Below are 20,381 nucleotides of genomic sequence, written 5' to 3'. Positions count from 1 at the left end.
CAAGGAATTTTATACATAAAATAGTGTTTATTTAATTTTAAAAACACTATATATAGGAATCCTAGGAATTAGATGCGTTTACTGTTAGAAGCTAATCGTTTAAGAGAACCGATTCTATGGTTTACACATCGGAGCAGCCACAACAGAGTGTAAGTGTTCGTGCAGCCAAGAAACTAGCCTGCACCATGAAATCCCCGCTGCAAATGCGGGCCATTTCACCACGCTGGTTGCTCCAGCTATTGCCTTGGGTTGAAGTGTCAGGGGGGACTTACCGTGTCAACCGACGGGATGTCAGGATTTTAGAGGGTTTTGCCGCAAACGATGACGGAGAAAAGAACATTGACATGTTAAGTTGTCACGAAGGGGAACCCACCCTCACCCAAACCTTTGTTGACTACGATGATAACCCGCCGGAATATCCCTTAAGGGTGGCTCAAACGATTGTGCGGGTGCATACCCGGGTCAGTGACCTATACAGCAATGCCAGAGATCAGTTGCAAGAGCAGTTGCGCTTGACTATTGAAGCGCTAAGGGAGCGCAAGGAATGGGAAATTGTCAATAACGATGGCAATGGTGATCCAGACCGAGCCTTTGGGTTACTCCACAAGGCGGATCCTTCCATGCGACTCTCAACACGCACAGGTCCCCCTACCCCGGATGATTTGGATGAACTCCTAGCTAAGGTGTGGAAACAACCTGCTTTTTTCTTGGCCCACCCTAAGGCGATCGCCGCCTTTGGTCGGGAATGCACTCGTCGTGGGGTTCCCCCAGCCACAGTGAACCTGTTTGGATCGCCCTTTATCACCTGGCGTGGAGTTCCCATTATTGCCAGTAATAAACTTGCTGTGGACGCCAAAGGCAAATCCAATATTCTGCTGATGCGCGTGGGTGAAGCGCAGCAAGGAGTGGTAGGGCTGCGTAAAACCGGCTTGATTGGCGAACATGAAGAGATTCCAGGTGTGTCCGTGCGGTTGATGGGCATTGACCAGAAGGCGATCGCCTCCTACCTCGTCACTCTTTACTTTTCCACCGCCGTACTGGTTCCCGATGCTTTGGGGGTACTAGAAAATGTAGATATTGGCCGCTATTATGATGAAGATCCAAATATTGACATCTCCCCCGGTTAAAACACGGAGGATTCTATGAGGATGTTACGCAGCAGCGGTTTTCCCGTACTGCTATCGGCTTTCGCCGACGCTTCGCGAACACTTCTCATTCGATATGATTTTTTAAGAGAATTAAAAACGTCATACCGATGCGGGAGTGTCAAAGCTCCCCTACCCACCTTGGTTAGGTCTAGACCTAACTGTTTGGCTACTTTCCTAGCAATGTTTCCCGCACCATTACAGTCTGCATTGACTAGGTATCCTTGCTTTGTCCTATACAGTCCACGCCTTACTCTTTTTCCCGAAGGTTGCCATCCACTGGGTTTTTCACCGTGTCTTGGTAATGGGTCTTCGTCTAAGTATGACGCCTTGCTTGTATAAGACTCTTCTGTTACTGTCAGTTTAATACCATACTCTGGGCATAATTGTTTCAATCTTTCTATTAGTCTCTTTGTCGGGATTACGACAAATGTTTGATTCCCTTTTCGACCTATATTTATTGAATCTTTTTGTCGTTCGTTCCAACCAATCACAATGTTGCCAATTCGGTCATTGAGGCAGCGATTAACAATAAAGCGAGCCGTTTTATTGACTGTATCCCGCATCTGGTTGTTTCGCTTCAGTTGAACTCTATCTAAGTTAGCATCCCAATAAAAATCAGACTTTCCGGTTTTATATTTTGCAACTAGACGAGCATAACCCTGGTTCATTGACTTTAGTTTTCGCCCATCAATAATCAGACTTTTCCCATGAGTCGATAAACCTGTTAGCCAGTTATCTCCACCATGATCGAAGCTCCACGCTTGAGAGTAGTCAAGACTGGGGTTAAGGTCTATGGGCTGTTTCCCGTCATCTATGACCCAGTCGATCCATAATTGGCCTAAGCATGGTCGGACAGTGACCTCCTTAACCCAATCTGAATCAATAAAATCTGGAGGGGACAAAGTTATATCACAAAGCAGTTCAGGTTTACTCTCTTTACTGATTGAGGGATAGAAGAACCCATTCCTGTAAGTCAAAGCTTGCTTAGGAAAAGTAACAGCAGCCAATCCGCCTTTTTTTCTATATCTAAGAAGTTTTGGCCTATCAACTTCTCCTTTATAGTAAAGTCCAACTAATTTGTTATAACTTGTTATTGATTCAGCCACAGACTTAAGGGTTTGTTGAGCAGACTGAGCTGCCATCGCTCTATAGTGAGGGTTCTCTTTTAGTTCTTTACAAAGTTCTGCGTATTTTACCCTGCACTTATAGGTCTTCCACCCATATCTCAACACATCCCCTCTCCAGAAAGTAGTATAAGCTTCTGGTTGTTGCTCCAACCAAGAGTAATGTTTTTGCTTCGCATAATAAGTTGCACAATTCCCTAGGCTATTAGCATTCTCGCATTGGAACAACCAAAAGGCTTTTTCCTCCTCTGAAAAACTAGCTTTGACTGGAATGGTCTTGTACAGTTGTCATCACCTCCTTGTTTTTTTAATATACTCTTAGTAAAGACGTTGGTTCTGAATATGTCAACAATAAATGAGCGGAAAACCAGAAAAAGAATGCGGGGAGTACCCGTACATCATGATGAATTGAAGAAGCCCCATACCGTTTGGCTAACTGGGACTACTTGGAAGTGGCTTCAATTATCAGCTAGAGAATCAAATACCAGTGTGGGAGAACTTGTAGAAAAAATTATTAGATCTGAAATAAAGAAAGACTAAAGAGACACGACTGGGTCAACCCAGTCTCTCTGTTTCACCCTCGGTCTAAAGACACAAGGCTCTCACATTTCAAGAAGTTTTGGTAGGAAAAGACCCTCGGCATCTTCTGTGTCTTCCTAACAGACTGTTCTCACTTTTGATGGTCAGGATGATTATATCGATTTGGGAAATCAGCCTGAATTTAAAATTGCCAAAGATATCACCCTAGAAGCTTGGATTTATTGTGAAGCCTAAGTTAGAGAGGCTGGTATTATTTCCAAGGTTTTTGATACAGGTGCTGCTAAGAGTGGATACGCTCTCTTACTCAATGGGAAAATCGGGATATTTTTTGCTGTGAAAACCTCATCTCAAAAAATTCTGTAAAGGATTTTGGAATATCGGCTAAGGTCACTTTTCCCTGTACCATTGTTGTCCAACCATAGACGGATGCAGCTATTTCAGATGAACTTAACTGTCCGGATATCTTCATCTATCGATGAATACTGAGACTTTTTCCCTTTGGCTTTGAACTCTATAATAATCACCGAATTTCGACTTTATTCGATATATATTTATCTTAACAGGCTTGTATAAAAGTGTTAAGCAAAAGTCGAGATTTTATTCACGGCGACTAAAGTCGCTACGAGCTTTCATCCCTGGTTTGAAAACACGGGGCTTTCAGCTTTAGGAGTTCCGTAAGCATTCAGCGGTCAGCTTAATGCTCGCGTTTTCTCTTTAGCCAATATTCAGGGTAATTGGCATACTTTCCGGAGCAGGAATAACCCTACCAATCAAGGAGCTTTGCTTGTGACCAAATGTTTTCAACTTCTTGATACATTCATCAAGGTTTTCAGCTGGAATAGCAGCCAGGAGTCCACCAGAGGTTTGAGGGTCAAATAACAACTGGTATTTGGCTAAATCACTAGCCTGGGTAGCATTATTGATGTAGATGGCTAGTCGTAAATTTTGAGGGTGTAGGGAACTGGTAATTCCTGCTTGCACCGTTTCTATGGCTCCTGGCAAAATCGGTATGGTATCTAAGTCTAATTCAACGCCCACTTGGGAGGCTTTTACCATCTCGAACAGGTGTCCGAACAGCCCAAATCCAGTAATGTCAGTGCAGGCTGTTGCGCCGGATTCAAGAAGGACTTGGGCAGCGGTTTGATTGGAGAGCAACATGGATTCAAGGGCCTGCTCAATCCAGCGACCTTTAGCTTGGTAGCGCATATCAGCTGCAAACAGTGTTCCTGTACCAATAGCTTTGGTTAGAATCAACACTTGCCCCGGTTTCATCCCGCTTTTGCGCAAAAGTTGGTTGGGATGAACTAGCCCGTTGCAGGACAGACCAAAGGCTAATTCCGCGCCTTCAGTGGTATGACCACCAATTAAGGGACTCTGACAGTCTTGGAGGATTTTATTGGCTCCCGACATCAATTGATAGAGAGTTTCCTCGATCTTTTCGTCTGTCCCGTAGGGAATGGTGACGATGGCTAAGGCACTTTGAGGGGTTGCTCCCATGGCAAAAATGTCACTCAAACAGTGATTGCTGGCAACTTGACCGAAGATATAGGGGTCATCGATCAAGCTACGAAAATAATCGACTGTCTGTACCAGCAGTTGACCGGCTGGAACTTGCAAAACAGCTGCGTCATCTGGGTCCCCCAATCCAATCATAATATCGGCTCCTCCCATGATCGGCAGCCGTTTGATCACCTTTTCTAGGATTGTACTACCGACCTTTGAACCACAGCCTGCACAGTGCATTTTGGGTTTGCTAATCGGTGATGGCAACAGGGAACTGGAGAGATTGTCTTCTTGTCTTTGGGACTCTTGATCTCCCCTACTGCTTGGTTGTTCCGCTTCCATTGACGGTAAATCGTCAAACTTATCCATGAATTTGCGGTCAATTTGGTCTTTCCATAGCCACAGCAGCGGTGAGCGCCACTCCAAAAATGACCAAGAAGCGATCGCTTGTTTGTCCCCGGTGCCAATTAAACTTAAATATCGGGCCTGGGGATGATAAGGGAGCAGTTTTTGCCCTAAGACAATCCGTCGCAGGTTTTCAAATAATGGCTTTCCCTGACGAACAGCAAATACCCCAGCTTTGGGCCGCTGGTAGTTTTGCATGGTGGCAATATCTCCAGTAGCAAAGACATGGGGATGGGAAATCGACTGTAAGGTATCGGCAACGAGAACGAACCCTCGCTCATCGGTAGCCAGTCCTGAGGCTTTAATCCAACTGGGAGCCGAAGCTTGAGTCACCCAAAAGACATGGTGGCATGCGATTTTTAAGCCAGAGTCGCAGATAACCCATTTTTGTAAATTTGTACTGGGAGCATCTTGCTCGTTTTCCGTATTTCCAGGGAGCAAGATGCTCTCACTACTAATGTTTGTGTAACTTGGGCATGCTCCCAGTGGATGGTCATCGCCATTAGCAGCTATTTCACTGACCCTTTCCCCTAAATGAAGCCTAATGCCTCGCTGCAAGAAAATTTTTTCTAAGTGACGGCTGACCGACCTATTGTGCTGAGGTAACAGTTGTGTGCCTCGATGGAATAAATGAACTTGTAACTTCTCCGTCGGTTGACCAGCATCGGTTAATATTCCATGCAATTTTGCTTGCATGTTGAGGGCGAGTTCTACTCCACCAGCTCCACCCCCAACAATACCCAAGGTGAAAGGGTCCATGGGATTTTGTTCCACCTGGGCAGCGATTTGCTCCCAGGCTGCTAAAAACAGGGGAACCGGTTTAGCAGGAATCGAATACTTAGCTGCACCAGGTGTTCCAACCGTTGCTGGCGTACTGCCAATATCAATGGATAAATAATCAAAGGCAACAGGGGGATGATTGGCACAAATGACTTTCTTTTCAGTTAACTCCAGACCAATCCCTTGGTCTAAATATAACTGGGCTTTGGAAAACACCGCCAGACGACGCAAGTCGATGTGAGCTTCATCGTAGCTGTAAAAACCGGCAACATGACCTGGTAGCATTCCCGAATAGGGAGTGTGGGCATTGTCGGTAATCAGGGTTATACGGACACCAGGCAGAGGTTTCATGGCAAACTTTTTGAGAGCGATCGCATGGCTGTGACCACCGCCAACTAAGACTAAATCTGTGGTGATCGGTTGAGGAGCTGCCTGCATGAGACCCGTTGAAAAAATTGAAAAAGCTGTCTTCAGTTTATCTAAATTTTGGTTCAATAAAACCCACATGCCAGACTTGACAGTGTCATACGTAATAATCAGGCTTTATCTGTGGCTTATCAAACACCGATAGCGCCAAATTTAATATTTAGCAAAATTAACTATTTATAGGTAAAAAAAATCGCCAAGCTACACAGAATTAGCGTATTACTTTAATACTACAACTTGATCGGCGGAATCTGGGATAAAAAAATTAAATTTTTACCTTAGCCAAAGTATAATCTTCACAGTTTGATGATCAAGAAAAAAAACAATGAACAAAAAAATCTTACTAGGTTTTATTTTAGTCCTATTACTACCGGTTACTGCCTGTGCCCCTAGCTCCGATTCTACATCTTCGTCTGGAAATGGGGCTAAGGTTCAATCTTTTACCACTGGAGCAATCCCCGATCAAGATCCTGAAAAGTTACAGCGACTCTACGGCAAGCTTGCAGCTTACCTAGAAGCAGAGTTAAAGGTTCCGGTAGAATACAAGCCTGTGATTGACTATGCAGCAGCGGTAACAGCTTTTCGGGTGGGGGACTTGGATCTGGTCTGGTTTGGTGGACTGACTGGGGTTCAAGCACGGTTACAGGTAGAAGAGGCTGAAGCGATCGCTCAACGGGATATTGATGCTGAATTTCACACCGTTTTTATCGCCAATAAAAGCAGTGGGATCAAACCCATTAAGAACATTAAAGATTTAAAAGTTTTGAAAGGTCATACCTTAACCTTTGGCAGCGAGTCATCTACCTCTGGACGCTTGATGCCCCAGTATTTTCTCCAACAAGCAGGGGTAACCTTAGACGATTTTCAAGGTGAAGTTGGGTTTTCCAAATCCCACGATGCCACAATTCAATTGGTTGAGGCAGGGAGCTACAAGGTAGGAGCCTTGAACGAACAGGTCTGGAAGAGTCGCGTTGCAGCTGGAAATGTGGACTTAAAAAAAGTAGAGTTGATTTGGCGAACTCCAGCTTACTATGATTATCACTGGGTGATTAATCCTAAAGTCAAAGAACGCTACGGGGATGATTTTGTTGAGCGGGTTCAAGCCGCCTTGTTAAAGCTAGATCCTAATGTTCCCGAGCAAAAAGAAATTCTTGACTTATTTGGAGCTACTAAATTTATTTCTACAAAAAATGACAACTATTCCGAAATTGAGGCAATTGGACGGAAAATTGGCAAGATTAAGTAAATAAGCTGATCTGCATTTAAATTGGTTATTCCCCGTTTCTTTATCCGCAGATCCGCTGTTCCCTTTGAGCACTTTAGGTGACGTTGCGTCAGTCAAGGAATGAAGTTGTTGAATCTTAGCGCTGAATAGGAGTAGGCTGGGCATCCTGCTAGCCCGAAAAGATCCGGTGCGTTTACAGTCGTCGAATTAAATTCGCCACCGGTCGCACCGCCAGGAACACGGAAGATGCCCATTCCACAAAACTATTCAAATCATTCCATTATTAAGCAACGCCAAATGCTGAAGAGCTTATCACTAATCACCAATGACTAAAATTCCTATCTTTGAACTCAAACAGGTATCCCAGCAATTTGGCCAGTTTCGGGCATTGACTAACCTTAACCTCAAGATTTATCCTGGGGAACGAGTTGCCCTAGTCGGGGCGAGTGGTGCAGGTAAAAGTACTTTGATCCGCCTGCTCAATGGCATCTTACTCCCCAGTAAAGGAGAAGTCTGGGTCTTAGGTCGTAATCTAGCTAGAATCTCCCCGCGCCAATTGCGTCAGGTACAGCGTCGCCTTGGCACCGTTTACCAACAGTTCAATCTAGTCAATAACCTCCGGGTGATTCATAACGTTAATGCGGGTCATTTAGGACGCTGGTCATTGATGAAAGCCCTTGTTTCTTTATTGTTTCCCCAAGAGGTAGACACTGCTCTCAAGGCTTTAGCTCAGGTAGGAATTCCCGAAAAGCTTTATGCACCCACCGAGGAACTGTCTGGAGGACAGCAACAACGGGTTGCCTTAGCTAGAGTGCTGGTGCAAAATCCTGACGTGATTCTTGCTGATGAACCGATTTCTAACCTGGACAGGCAAATGAGTCGGGAAATTATGGATTTGCTCAAGGAGATAAGTGAAACCGGGGGAAAGACATTAGTAACTAGTCTCCATTCTCTCGAATTCGCCTGCAGTCATTGCGATCGCTTGGTGGGATTGCAACGGGGACAGATTGTCTTTGATGTTCCTCCAGGGGTTTTGTCTCAGACCATGATCGACAAATTATATGCTACAGAAACTGATCTGATCAATGTATAGTTTTCAATTTTCAGGAACCGTTCCGTCTCAACTTATATAGCACTCGGAGTAAAGTTTAAGACACACTATACCAAATTCGGTTATTATAGGTTATTTACCTAAATCCTCAAATCAATTCTAGGCAAAGACTTTGATTGTTTTGAATATAGTATTATTAAACCTGATTTAGTATTAGACATCTCTAAATAATCTTTAATAGAGTCACAGCAATCAGACTAAGCGGGTCAACAATTGATTAAAAATTGAACCTTATTAACGATGGTAGCGGTACCAAAGTATTGATTTTAACTCCCGAAGCCTTGACTACAACCTAGCTAAATCATTACATCTTTCCCACTACCATTTTTACCATTTATCTATGGCTAATTATGTCCATTAAACTCTATTTTTATGGGGTGATGGTATTCTATAAATATCTATTTGTGTTCGCTGTTAACCGTTTTATGTTTCCTGTTACTTTATCCACTGTTCCCTTGAAACCAAAATACTATTAAACTAATATACTTCCGTTGCAATAACTTAGATGACTCAACGTTTATCTCGTCCACCATTACTGAATCGCAGCCTGCTGTGGGGAATTTGTTTTGTCATTTTTATCGGGATGGCGGTTGTTAAAGCTGGTATCTTTGAGCAAGATCTTGTTAATCTGGGAGGATTTTACCAACTCTTGCGATTCTTGCGGGCGAGTTGGCACCCCGAAATGAGTCCTGAGTTTCTGCACCTGACCTTGAAGGCTACCCTCACGACCCTAGCTTATGCCGCCTGCGGCACTTTCCTGAGTATCTTGCTCGGCGTGGTGGCAGGAGTGATCACCTCCCAGGTTTGGTGGTTGACAGTCTTGCCTCACTGGACTCTGCGACAACCCATCTGGCTGGGAATTCGGGGACTGCTGGCCTTCCCCAGAGCGATTCATGAGATGATCTGGGGGGTTTTTTTTGTCAGTATCTGGGGTTTAGATCCTCTGGCGGCCATTATGGCCATCGCCATTCCCTATGGGGCAATTGTCGCGAAGGTCTTCTCAGAAATTCTGGATGAAACGCCCCGAGGTGCTTTGATGGCATTACTCAGTAGTGGCGTGTCCCCCTTGATGGCCTTTCTTTACAGTATCATTCCGCAAGCCTTTTCAAATCTCCTGTCTTACACCCTCTATCGCTTTGAGTGTTCCATTCGTTCAGCTACTGTACTTGGGCTGGTTGGGGCTGGTGGATTGGGCTATGAGATTTTGCTGAGTTTACAGTCTCTTCGTTACGAACAACTATGGACATTTTTCTATGCCCTAGTTTTATTAAGCGCTGTAATTGACATCAGTAGTGTCATCTTGCGTCGCCGGATTAATTTAAGAGTAGTTTTAATTTTAGTGGCCTTGTGCTGTTTGGGGTTTTTGTATGTCAGTCCTGATGTGAGCAAGTTTTGGTCTCCCCGAACTCAAAAACTCTTGGGTGAGATTGCCCAAGCATCATTTCCCCTCGATTTTAAGGCTGTGCCCTTGTCGCAGCTGTGGAAGTTATCACTACAAACTCTAGTTATGTCTGTCCTGGCCAGTGCTGGTTCTGGTCTTGGAGGGATTGTTCTGTCTTTTCCGGCAGCCCATAATTTTTTGCTACCAGGGGGATTGCTCAATCCCAGTCCAAAAGCGTCCCGATTAGCTGGCTTACAAGGCTGGTCTATCCTAGTATTCACCAGGATCATACTACTGTTTTGCAGAGCTATTCCTGCCCCAATTTGGGCATTAGTTGTGATGTTTGTCATGTTTCCGGGAGTTTTACCTGGTGCGATCGCCCTAGGATTGCATAATATCGGCATCCTTGGCAGGTTGATGGCAGAAATGAATGAAAATTTGGAAAAGCCTCCTTTAGAAGCCTTAAAAGCACAAGGAACTCCAGGAGCACTCTTGTTTCTCTATGGGATATTCCCGATGAATTTACCTCGTTTTCTGGCTTATATTTCTATCGCTGGGAGGTGTGTATGCGAGAGACGGTCATTGTAGGATTAGTTGGGGCTGGAGGATTAGGGGTATTGTTGACCGAACAACTGAGCAGCTTTGATTATCCGAGTGTGGGGATGACGCTGGTTTGTTTTGTCTTTTTGACTTTTTTCGTTGATGGGGTGAGTGCTGCCGCTAGAGAATCGATAACTCCTCATAAATCTCTAAAGTAGTAATGCGATTAAGCTTCTGCCTTACTGGCGTTGCACAATAACGGGATGATGTACCTATTTGTCGAAGGAAGTTTGAACTGTAGACTATAAGCCACTTTTAGTTATGTGCAAAAAATGGTAACATCCCACAAATGTGCAACGGCTCCTCACTAACCTAAAGCTTGGGCAAGATCTTCTAGTAGATCATCAGTATGTTCAAGACCAACAGACATCCGTAACAGATTGTCTGGGGTTCGGGTACCAGGAAATTCCATGGAAGCACGATGTTCAACTAAACTCTCGACACCTCCCAAGCTAGTGGCTCGTGTAAATACTTTCACCTTGCCAGTAAAGGCAAAGGCATCTTCCCTGTTTCCTTTAACTTGGAAAGAAATCATACCCCCAAACAAGTTCATCTGAGCAGCAGCAATTCCATGTCCTGGATGGTTTGGTAATCCCGGATAATGAACAGCTTCTACTTTGGAGTGTTCTTCTAAAAACCGTGCCACCTTCAAGGCATTTTCTGAATGAGCTCTCATGCGGTAGGGCAAGGTCTGAATGCTCCGCAGGAGTAACCAACAGTCGAAAGGGGCGGCTACTGAACCGCCAGCCATCTGAATTGTTTTAATTTTGTGAAAAAATTCATCCTTAACCTTAGTAATCACGGCACCTCCTAAGACATCACTGTGTCCACCGAGATACTTGGTTGTGGAGTGGATAACCAAATCTGCCCCCAACTCCAACGGACGTTGGCTAATCGGTGTTGCCCAAGTGTTATCGCAAACACAATAGACATTATGGTGATGGGCAATATGGGCAATCTTGCTGATATCAGTAATCCTTAACATTGGATTGGAAGGCGTTTCTATCCAAATCAGCTTGGTGTTGGGTTGAACTGCTTCCATCACTGTGGTAGGATTAGCCATGTCTACAAAAGTGACCGCCAAATTCCAAGGGCCAAAAACTTCTCGCAAGAGAAACCCAGTTCCTGTGTAACTATCTATAGGTGCCACTACATGGTCTCCAGGGGACAAAGCCTGGAAGATACTCAAGGTAGCCGCTGAACCAGAAGAAAAAGCGGCGGCTGCTGCTCCCCCCTCCAATTTAGACAGGCATTTCTCCAGACTATCCCGATTCGGGTTATTGTCTCGACTGTAGTTATAACCCTGAGGGTAGCTGCCGTCTGGATGACGTTCAAATGTAGTAGATAGATAAATTGGGGACACTACTGCCCCTGTGGCTGAGTCAATATTATGGCCAGCATGCACTGCCAGTGTCTCAATTTTCATGCAACCTTTTGCTCAAATCACTGATAATACCTTTTCATAGGGAAGACGCCACATCATATATATCTATATATATAGAATATAGCGTTCCTCATACTTATGAGGTAAAGTCAATTTTCTTCCGCCCTTATTAAGGGTGGCAAGGGGGGATTCGTACTCCGTACTCCCTACTCCGTACTCCCTACTCCCTAGTCCCTATTCCCTAAAACCCAGGACTTTGTACCTCACCCAATTGAAAACTACTATATATAAATGTTGGCCATATCATTCCGCATTAATCCGGTCTACGTTGTGTGATTGACTACATAAGACTTGCTGATCACTCACAATAGGGGTAAAACTTAATCAAAACCGATATTCACTAAGGTTTGTTGCCAAATTGCCAATACGATCAGAAAAATTTACCAATCGTTTTAATTAGGTTGAGTTACTTATAGGCTTCCCATTGCCCCGGTATGATAGGGGAGTTGTTGGTAATTATAAAAAAATTGTGAAAAAAATTACACTCTTAGGTTCCACTGGCTCAATAGGTACCCAAACTCTCGATATTGTTAATCAATACCCCGAGCAATTCCAGTTAGTGGGATTGGCAGCTGGGCGCAATGTGGAAATGTTAGCCGCTCAAATTCGGCAATTTCGACCGATGATTGCCGCAATTCGTGATCAAGAGAGATTGCCAGAACTCAAAGCAGCAATTGCTGACCTTGACCCCCAACCTATTCTTTTAGGGGGCGAAGCTGGAGTGGTAGAAGTGGCACGCTATGGTGATGCGGAAGCTGTAGTTACTGGCATTGTCGGCTGTGCGGGTTTGTTGCCTACTATTGCTGCTATTGAAGCGGGTAAAGACATTGCTTTAGCGAATAAAGAAACTCTAATTGCAGGTGGTCCAGTAGTACTACCCTTAGTTGAAAAGCATGGTATTAAGCTGCTACCAGCTGACTCAGAACATTCGGCCATTTTTCAGTGTCTTCAGGGAGTGCCAGCAGGGGGATTGCGGCGGATTATCCTAACTGCATCTGGGGGGGCTTTCCGAGATTGGTCCGTAGACAAGTTAGCTTCAGTGAAGGTGGCTGATGCCCTGAAGCATCCCAACTGGTCAATGGGACGTAAAATTACTGTAGACTCTGCCACCCTGATGAATAAGGGATTGGAAGTGATTGAGGCTCACTTCCTGTTTGGCATGGATTATGACCACATCGACATTGTGATCCATCCCCAGAGTATTATTCACTCCCTGATTGAACTGCAAGATACCTCAGTATTAGCTCAGTTAGGTTGGCCAGATATGCGCTTACCTTTACTCTATGCCCTCTCATGGCCGCAACGGATCTATACCGATTGGGAACCACTAGATTTGGTGAAAGCTGGTAATTTGACTTTTAGGGAACCGGATCATCAGAAATATCCCTGTATGGGCATCGCTGATGCGGCTGGTCGGGCTGGGGGGTCGATGCCAGCGGTATTGAATGCAGCTAATGAACAGGCAGTTGCCCTATTCCTAGAGGAGAAAATTGGTTATTTGGATATTCCTCGTTGTATTGAATCTGTATGCGATCGCCACCAAGCTGATAACTGTTCCAATCCTTCCTTAGACGATATATTGGCAGCAGATCAATGGGCAAGACAGGAAACTATAGCTGCTAGTAAGTTGCTCAGGGATTCGATCACTTTGCCACAGCCTGTCGCTTCAACAAGCCCTTGAGTGGGTCTAATCCCTGCTTAAAAATCCAAAAAAGTTTTGGGAACAGTCGCGCATAGCCCCGACGTTAAGGGCTAGTTCAGTCGGGGTAGTTTAGGCTATCAATATGGAGCAATTCACCTCACGTTATACCCATCGGGTTAGCGTGAGGTGAATTGCGGTCAGAAGCTTAGTTCTACTCAAGTGGCATTCCTGGATAGAATTATGTTATAATTCAAATATGCTGACACTAACCTACGAGTACAAACTGATTCCTTCCCAAAAACAAATCGCCGTCATTGAAGATATATTGGCGGTTTGCCGAAAAGTGTGGAATTACGCTTTAAGGGAACGAAAAGATTGGTACAAAAGTCGAAAGTGTGCAGTTAATTATTGTTCATTACAGCATGAATATATAATTCCAGTAGATCAGCCATATCCTAAATACAAAATACAAGCTGCTAATTTAACTAAAGCCAAAAAAGCCAATCCTGAACTCAAAAGAATAAATGCTCAGGTCTTACAACAAGTTTTAAAGACTTTAGATCGAGCATTTAAAAACATGAAAGAACAAGGATATGGTTTTCCTAGATTTAAAAATCCAGATCGGATGCGATCGTTTGTATTTCCTCAATTTAAAACAAATCCAATTAAAAATGAGTGGATTAAGCTACCTCAAATTGGAATAGTTAAAATGAGATTATCACGGCCAATTCCAGATGGATTCAAGATAAAGCAAGTTAGGATAGTTAAACGAGCTAGTGGTTATTTGGCAATGCTGTCTTTACAAAGTGAAGTCAGTGTTCCTGATCTACCAGGATGGGGTCACCCGCTGGGGATTGATATTGGACTAAATAAGTTTTTAGCAACTTCTGATAATGAGTTAATAGAGCGCCCTAGATTTTTAAGCGAGCTGCACGGTAAGCTTAAATTGACGAGCGACCCCGCGCCGTCGCACGGCGCTAGGGAACGCGCGAGTTGCTACAACGCAGATTGAAGCTAAAGAAAAAAGGGTCGGCAAATAGACATAAACTTAATCATAAAATTGCAAGACTTCATCAAAAAATCTCAGATACTCGAAAAGATTTTCAATTCAAGTTAGCACATCATCTGTGGTGAGCATTCAGCTATCAGCTATCAGCTATCAGCTATCAGCTATCAGCTCAAAGCTTTGAGCTTTTAAATAAAACAAGTAAGCATTCGTTTAATCTTTGTTACGTCAGCTGTTCGCTTAGGGTGGGCCTTTAGCCCACAGCTGACGGCTGACGGCTGACGGCTGAATGCTTACCATCTGTGTGACCAAGCTGGGAACGAAGTTACCGTAAGAATAGTGGAGCCTTTATGGTTAGCAGGCTATGCATAGAAGAGTTAAAACTTGTTGATTAAGGCTCCACTATTCTAAGGTTTCGTCTCCGGAATGATATTTGTTGAGAACTTAGACTTGAGAACTTGGGCAAAAGGAATGTTAAGTAAACATACCCGTATTGGCTGGTTTTGGTCAGTTATTTAATATCTTAGCTTGGGTTTGTTGGAAACGAGGGGTATATTTTGGCAAAGTTGACTACAGATTTACCAGTCAAATTTGTCCAAATTGTGGTAAACATACAGGGAAAAAGGATTTGTCTGAACGTATACACAAATGTCCTGAATGCCATTACGAAATTAACAGAGATGTTTCAGCTGCTCAAGTAATTTGTCAACGTGGTATCACTGCGGTCGGGCAGATCTTGAAGTTACCGTAAGGATAGGGTCGCCTTATCACAAAAGACTTGAACCTTTTACGCATAACCTACCAACTATAAAGGCGACCCTATCTATCGGTTTCGTCTCGTGGGAAAAAATGACTGTGTAGGCGGGCTGTCGGGGGTTGACAACAACCTAGATAAGTGCTTTGGAAGCAGTAAACCCAAATTGTGAAGTTTGGGAATCCCCCGTTATAATCTCTGATTTAACGGGGGAGGATGTCAAGTGCTTGCCTTAAACTTGTGAGTGGACAATAACAGAAGTTGGAGAGCTACTTATGGACGCCGCTGCACTCTGGCAACGCTATCAGGATTGGCTTTATTACCACGAAGGGTTAGAGCTTTACCTTGATATCAGCCGTATGGGGTTTGATGATGCCTTTGTGGAGGCGATGCTGCCTAAGTTGGAAAAGGCATTTAAGGATATGGATGCCCTAGTCAACGGTGCGATCGCAAACCCTGATGAAAACCGCATGGTCGGTCACTACTGGCTAAGAGACCCGGACTTAGCCCCAACTCCAGAACTCCAACAAGACATTGTCAACACTCTCGACAAAATTGAAACCTTTACCCAAAATGTCCACACGGGTGCCATCCATCCCCCTAGGGCACCAAAATTTACTGATGTTCTTTCCATTGGTATTGGGGGTTCTGCCCTTGGTCCTGAGTTTGTCGCTGAAGCCCTCGGGCTAGACTATCCTCCTTTAGCCATTCACTTTATTGACAATACTGACCCAGCTGGCATTGATGCTGTGCTAGCCCAACTCCAAGACCGATTGTCTAGCACTCTGGTATTAGTCATCTCCAAATCTGGGGGAACACCAGAAACTCGTAACGGCATGGTGGAAGTTAAAACAGCCTACGAGTCTCAGAATCTAGACTTTGCTGCCCAGGCTGTTGCCATTACAGGTGTTGGCAGCAAACTAGATCAATTGGCAAAATCCGAAGGTTGGCTGGCCACCTTTCCCATGTACGATTGGGTAGGAGGACGTACCTCTGAAATGTCAGCCGTAGGACTACTTCCAGCTTCACTACAAGGGATTGATATCCGTCAGATGCTGGCTGGTGCTAAAGAGATTGATAGCGCTACCGGTAGCCCCCAGCTCAAAAGCAATCCAGCCGCCTTACTTGCCCTATGCTGGTACTTTGCTGGCAATGGCAAGGGGGAGAAAGATATGGTCATGTTGCCTTACAAAGACAGTCTATTGCTATTCTCCCGCTACTTACAGCAGCTGGTAATGGAATCTCTAGGTAAGGAAAAAGACCTAGATGGCAATACGGTTTATCAGGGCATTGCGGTTTATGGTAACAAAGGCTCAACGGATCAACATGCCTACGTACAACAACTTCGGGAAGGTGTTCCCAATTTCTTTGTCACGTTCATTGAAGTCTTAGAAGACCGACAAGGGAAGTCTCCAGAAGTAGAAGCCGGTGTAACTGCGGGAGACTATCTATCAGGTTTATTACAAGGTACTCGGCAAGCGTTGTATGAAAATCAACGGGATTCCATTACCGTAAGCATTCGTCAGGTCAATGCTAGAACGGTGGGTGCATTAATTGCCCTGTATGAACGTGCTGTTGGTCTTTATGCATCCTTGGTGAATATCAATGCTTATCACCAACCTGGGGTAGAAGCGGGTAAAAAAGCCGCCGCTGCCATTCTGGATTTACAGAAACAGGTGATGGAGGTACTACACCAGGAAAGTGCTGCCATATCTATTTCGGAGTTAGCTGAGAAAGCGGGAGCCCCTGACCAAATTGAAGGGATTTACAAATTGCTGCGTCATCTGGCTTATAACCAGCGGGGTATTGTCTTAGAAGGGAATCTGGGGCAACCAAGTAGTCTGAAAGTTTCTGCTGTATAAGCTAATAGACATTTGACCTTTTTTGTTGACAGTTGACTGTTAATCCTTGACAGCCAACTGTCAAATTTAAGGCTAGTTAACAAAAAAGACCTTGGGCTTCCCTTGTCAACCCAAGAAACTTGCTAGAATAAAAAGCATAAAAGGTTAGATTATATCTAAAATGTAACGTTTTTTACAAAAAATTAACGTTTTTTCAAATTTTGGTTAAAATGCTGGGCATAAAGGTAGCTTCATTAAAGAGGTCAGAGGTGCAATGGCTCAGTCTGATGTAGTAACTGTCGGTCAATACCTTACTCAACGCCTGCAAGCCGCTGGTGTCAAGCATATTTTTGGCGTAGTAGGAGATTACGTCCTGGGTCTGATGGATGTCTTGCTAGAGAGTTCTGTAGAGTTAATCTACACCTGTAACGAACTCAATGCCGGATATGCAGCTGATGCCTATGCCCGCCTTAATGGTGTTGGTGGGTTGTGCGTTACCTATAATGTCGGTGGACTCAGTCTAGTGAATGCTGTGGCTGGTGCCTACGCTGAGCTAGTCCCCTTGATCGTGATTAGTGGAGCGCCTAACAGTTCCCAGCGGCAGCAAAAGTTACTCCTACATCACACTGCCGGTAATTACAATCTACAGCTGGAAATTTTTGAAAAAATTACAGTGGCAGCCGTGAGGCTTACCAGCCCTAGTCAAGCGGCAAGGCAAATCGACCAGACCATTGCTGCTTGTTTGCGCCACCGGAGACCTGTATACATTGAAATTCCCTCAGACTTAGTCAATCAACCTTGTCCTGTTACTGGGGAGCGTGACCTGCCAGAAGCCCCAATTATAGATATCAACGCTTTATCAGAGGCAGTTGAAGAGGCGGTAAGTTTGCTAGAGCAATCCCAGCATCCCGTTATTATAGCTGGGGTTGAACTCCACCGCTACGGTATAGCAGACCAACTTACCAACCTGCTGGAGCAGACGGGATATCCCTTCGCTACCACTCTGTTAGGCAAGTCAATTCTCTCGGAAGGCCACCGACAATTCATTGGTAGTTATGCAGGAGCGTTCAGTCAGGAGTATGTACGCCAACGAGTTGAAACAGCCGACTGTATTTTATGCCTGGGTGCCTTCATGTCAGACATTAATCTGGGTGGTTTCACTGCCCAACTGCCGGAAGACCGATTAATTAACGCTAATTCTGACAAAGTTAAAATCAAACACCACTTCTATTCTCCAGTGTATCTACCGGATTTCATGGCTGGTCTAACTGCCAAACTTCAGAAGAAAAAGTCTGATGTCTTGGATATCAAGCCAGCTATAGAGTCTTTGTCTAAACGCTTTGAGTCACAACCTGAGCAAAAGCTAACCAACGCCAGGTTCTATGAGCGGATGACTCACTTTATTGATGATGAGTCAATCGTGATTGCTGAAACTGGTGATGCTTTAATTGCTACCGTTGATTTGGTACTCCAAGGAGACAGCGACTACATTGGACAGGCCCTTTACACATCTATAGGCTTCTCAGTTCCTGCCTGTCTAGGAGTCGGTTTGGCTGTTCCTAACCGTAGACCGGTTGTGTTTGTCGGTGATGGTGCCTTCCAGATGACCTGTCAGGAACTTTCTACGATTATTAGGCATCAACTTAACCCGATTATCTTCTTAATTAATAATGACGGGTACACTATTGAGCGAGCTATCCATGAAGGCTCGTACAACAATATTCAACCTTGGAAATATCATCAGTTACCCCAGGTTTTTGGAAATAGCTGGAGTTGCCAAGTGCGTACTGAAGGTGAGCTAGAACAAGCCTTAGAACAAGCAAAAGTTAACCACAATAGTATCTCCTTTATCGAAGTTCATTTAGATCGCCTCGATTGCTCTGATGGTGTCAAGCGCTTGGGGAAAGCGTTAAGTGCTATGCAAGGATTATCAGAGTAGTAGCTGCTCTAGGCAAGAGGGGGGCTCACTGACTAATTAATCATAAGGGTGCAACTTTGCTGAAGCCTAAGGTATGTTGTTGTCTAGGTATCTATATTAATTTTAGCAGGCAACTCCTATCTCCAGAAAGTTCTGACGGAGCTGGCGTCGCCTTTCGGCGACGCTACGCGAACGAAGTATTTTTGGTCACCAATTGAGCACCAGATGACCTAGCTTAGGAGTAGGTTTATTCTAAATGTCAGTACTATAGTTATCCCATGCCATTGATTATTCTGGTTGCAGATGACGACCTGGGCACTCGTCTGTCTGTAAGCGATTATCTGGAAATGTCAGGTTATTCAGTTATTACTGCTGAAAATGGTCAGCAAGCGCTGTCTATGATTGAGACTTATCACCCTCACCTTCTGGTTACAGATATTAATATGCCCCGAATAGATGGCTATGAACTGGTGAGAAAAGTGCGTCAGAAGCCCCCATTGCGGTTGTTACCTGTTGTATTTTTAACCGAACTCAATAGCACCAATCAACGCATCAAGGGTTATCAGTCGGGGTGTGATGTCTACCTACCTAAGCCCTTTGAGATGGAAGAATTGGGTGCAGTCATTCAAAGTTTGCTAGTGCGATCGCAAGTGATTCATACGGAGTTACGATTCCCACCACAGACTACAAAAGAGCCGGTTGATAAACCGGCATCTAGATCAATCAACTCAGTAGATATTAATCATCAATCAGAGAATAATACCCAAGCTTATGCTCTACAGCTGACCGAGCGGGAACAGCAAGTATTGAATTTACTGGCTACAGGTTTATCCAATGTCGAAATCGGTAACCAATTATACCGGAGTCCAAGGACAATCGAGAAGCACGTTAGTAGTCTGTTCAGAAAAACTGATACGAGTAACCGAGCTGAACTCTTACGATTTGCCTTAGAACACCATTTAATCAAATGAATTAATCTAGTTAACCACCAATGGCAAAAAAGCTAAGTTCACCATTGGCAATTAGTACTTGGCAGTTTTTAGTTTTGCCTAGTCTTGGTGTAATTGTCAACAACGTGTTCCAGCAGACCTTCGCAAGCGTCTAGCAGTAAATCAATCACCTTATTAAAACCCTCTGGTCCACCGTAGTATGGATCGGGGACTGATCGCTCGGTGTGATGACTGGCAAAATCACACATTAGCCTTACTTTATCTTTATACTTCCCAGCTGGATCAAGAGAGATAATATCTTCGTAGTTTTGCTGATCCATAGCCAAAATCAGGTCAAATTCTTCCAAGTCAGACCGATTAAACTGCCGTGCTTTCCCCTGGAGTATAATCCCCCGACGTTTGGCAGCTGCTGTCATACGCCGATCCGGGGGAGAACCAATATGATAACTGGAAGTACCAGCGGAATCGCAGACAATTTGGTCAGAAAGATTTGCTTGTGCTATCAAGTGATTCATGATGTTCTCAGCTGAGGGAGAACGGCAGATATTACCAAGGCAGACAAAGAGTAAGGAGGGCATGAGTA

15 protein-coding genes and 2 pseudogenes are annotated in these 20,381 nt (G+C 44.4%); 12 read left to right on the top strand and 5 right to left on the bottom strand.

Translation table 11 applies throughout. The features are described from left to right. Positions 1-116: 116 nt before the first annotated feature. Positions 117-1,127, top strand: coding sequence for a family 2B encapsulin nanocompartment shell protein (locus tag LYNGBM3L_RS07010; protein ID WP_008180789.1), 1,011 nt, complete (start codon positions 117-119; stop codon positions 1,125-1,127). Here LYNGBM3L_RS07010 and LYNGBM3L_RS07005 read toward each other — a convergent pair. Next, positions 1,124-2,557 (bottom strand): RNA-guided endonuclease InsQ/TnpB family protein, encoded by a 1,434-nt coding sequence (locus tag LYNGBM3L_RS07005; RefSeq protein WP_044492397.1) that lies wholly within the window; start codon positions 2,555-2,557, stop codon positions 1,124-1,126. The two genes, LYNGBM3L_RS07010 and LYNGBM3L_RS07005, sit on opposite strands and share 4 nt — an antisense overlap. Before the next feature lie 57 nt (positions 2,558-2,614). Between LYNGBM3L_RS07005 and LYNGBM3L_RS07000 the strand changes: the two genes are divergently transcribed. Continuing rightward, positions 2,615-2,812, top strand: coding sequence for a hypothetical protein (locus tag LYNGBM3L_RS07000; RefSeq protein WP_008180784.1), 198 nt, complete (start codon positions 2,615-2,617; stop codon positions 2,810-2,812). Positions 2,813-3,162: 350 nt separating this feature from the next. Here LYNGBM3L_RS07000 and LYNGBM3L_RS47070 read toward each other — a convergent pair. Further along, positions 3,163-3,336 (bottom strand): annotated as a pseudogene (locus tag LYNGBM3L_RS47070) (RNA-guided endonuclease TnpB family protein); the annotation flags it as partial. Positions 3,337-3,526: 190 nt separating this feature from the next. After that, entirely contained in the window at positions 3,527-5,938 is a 2,412-nt protein-coding gene (gene selD, locus LYNGBM3L_RS06995) for a selenide, water dikinase SelD (RefSeq protein WP_044492438.1), read from the bottom strand. Positions 5,939-6,251: 313 nt separating this feature from the next. Between selD and LYNGBM3L_RS06990 the strand changes: the two genes are divergently transcribed. The 4 genes from LYNGBM3L_RS06990 (at position 6,252) to LYNGBM3L_RS47065 (ending at position 10,401) form a co-directional block, all read left to right on the top strand. Beyond that, positions 6,252-7,172 (top strand): putative selenate ABC transporter substrate-binding protein, encoded by a 921-nt coding sequence (locus LYNGBM3L_RS06990; protein ID WP_008180779.1) that lies wholly within the window; start codon positions 6,252-6,254, stop codon positions 7,170-7,172. A gap of 304 nt (positions 7,173-7,476) precedes the next feature. Further along, on the top strand, positions 7,477-8,244 hold the full coding sequence (locus LYNGBM3L_RS06985; RefSeq protein ID WP_008180777.1) for a phosphonate ABC transporter ATP-binding protein: 768 nt from the start codon (positions 7,477-7,479) through the stop codon (positions 8,242-8,244). Positions 8,245-8,767: 523 nt separating this feature from the next. After that, entirely contained in the window at positions 8,768-10,231 is a 1,464-nt protein-coding gene (locus tag LYNGBM3L_RS06980; RefSeq protein ID WP_008180775.1) for a PhnE/PtxC family ABC transporter permease, read from the top strand. Then, positions 10,210-10,401 carry a hypothetical protein gene (locus LYNGBM3L_RS47065; protein WP_008180773.1) on the top strand — a complete coding sequence of 64 codons (192 nt, stop codon included), beginning with the start codon at positions 10,210-10,212 and terminating at the stop codon, positions 10,399-10,401. The genes LYNGBM3L_RS06980 and LYNGBM3L_RS47065 overlap by 22 nt, the downstream gene beginning before the upstream one ends. Before the next feature lie 149 nt (positions 10,402-10,550). On the opposite strand, the gene LYNGBM3L_RS06975 is transcribed toward LYNGBM3L_RS47065, so the two are convergent. Next, positions 10,551-11,669, bottom strand: coding sequence for a trans-sulfuration enzyme family protein (locus LYNGBM3L_RS06975; RefSeq protein WP_008180771.1), 1,119 nt, complete (start codon positions 11,667-11,669; stop codon positions 10,551-10,553). A 487-nt stretch (positions 11,670-12,156) separates the two neighbouring features. Here LYNGBM3L_RS06975 and dxr point away from each other — a divergent pair, with 487 nt between their 5' ends. The 6 genes and pseudogenes from dxr to LYNGBM3L_RS06945 all read left to right on the top strand — a co-directional run bounded on the left by dxr (position 12,157) and on the right by LYNGBM3L_RS06945 (position 19,819). Next, positions 12,157-13,368, top strand: coding sequence for a 1-deoxy-D-xylulose-5-phosphate reductoisomerase (gene dxr, locus LYNGBM3L_RS06970; RefSeq protein WP_044492437.1), 1,212 nt, complete (start codon positions 12,157-12,159; stop codon positions 13,366-13,368). A 217-nt stretch (positions 13,369-13,585) separates the two neighbouring features. After that, a pseudogene (locus LYNGBM3L_RS06965) lies at positions 13,586-14,457 on the top strand (RNA-guided endonuclease InsQ/TnpB family protein); the annotation flags it as partial. A gap of 371 nt (positions 14,458-14,828) precedes the next feature. Then, positions 14,829-15,086, top strand: coding sequence for a zinc ribbon domain-containing protein (locus LYNGBM3L_RS06960; protein ID WP_008180765.1), 258 nt, complete (start codon positions 14,829-14,831; stop codon positions 15,084-15,086). 278 nt (positions 15,087-15,364) lie between these two features. Then, positions 15,365-16,951, top strand: a complete 1,587-nt coding sequence (locus LYNGBM3L_RS06955; RefSeq protein ID WP_008180763.1) for a glucose-6-phosphate isomerase — start codon at positions 15,365-15,367, stop codon at positions 16,949-16,951. Between the two features lie 253 nt (positions 16,952-17,204). Next, positions 17,205-18,869 (top strand): alpha-keto acid decarboxylase family protein, encoded by a 1,665-nt coding sequence (locus tag LYNGBM3L_RS06950; RefSeq protein WP_008180762.1) that lies wholly within the window; start codon positions 17,205-17,207, stop codon positions 18,867-18,869. 257 nt (positions 18,870-19,126) lie between these two features. Beyond that, positions 19,127-19,819 (top strand): response regulator transcription factor, encoded by a 693-nt coding sequence (locus LYNGBM3L_RS06945; RefSeq protein ID WP_008180760.1) that lies wholly within the window; start codon positions 19,127-19,129, stop codon positions 19,817-19,819. Positions 19,820-19,887: 68 nt separating this feature from the next. On the opposite strand, the gene LYNGBM3L_RS06940 is transcribed toward LYNGBM3L_RS06945, so the two are convergent. After that, positions 19,888-20,376, bottom strand: coding sequence for a low molecular weight protein-tyrosine-phosphatase (locus tag LYNGBM3L_RS06940; protein WP_044492396.1), 489 nt, complete (start codon positions 20,374-20,376; stop codon positions 19,888-19,890). Positions 20,377-20,381: the final 5 nt, after the last annotated feature.

The sequence above is a fragment of the Moorena producens 3L genome (genome assembly GCF_000211815.1).
GTDB lineage: Bacteria > Cyanobacteriota > Cyanobacteriia > Cyanobacteriales > Coleofasciculaceae > Moorena > Moorena producens.
Note: the sequence above shows the minus strand (reverse complement) of the source record. Positions and strands in the feature narration are given on the sequence as shown.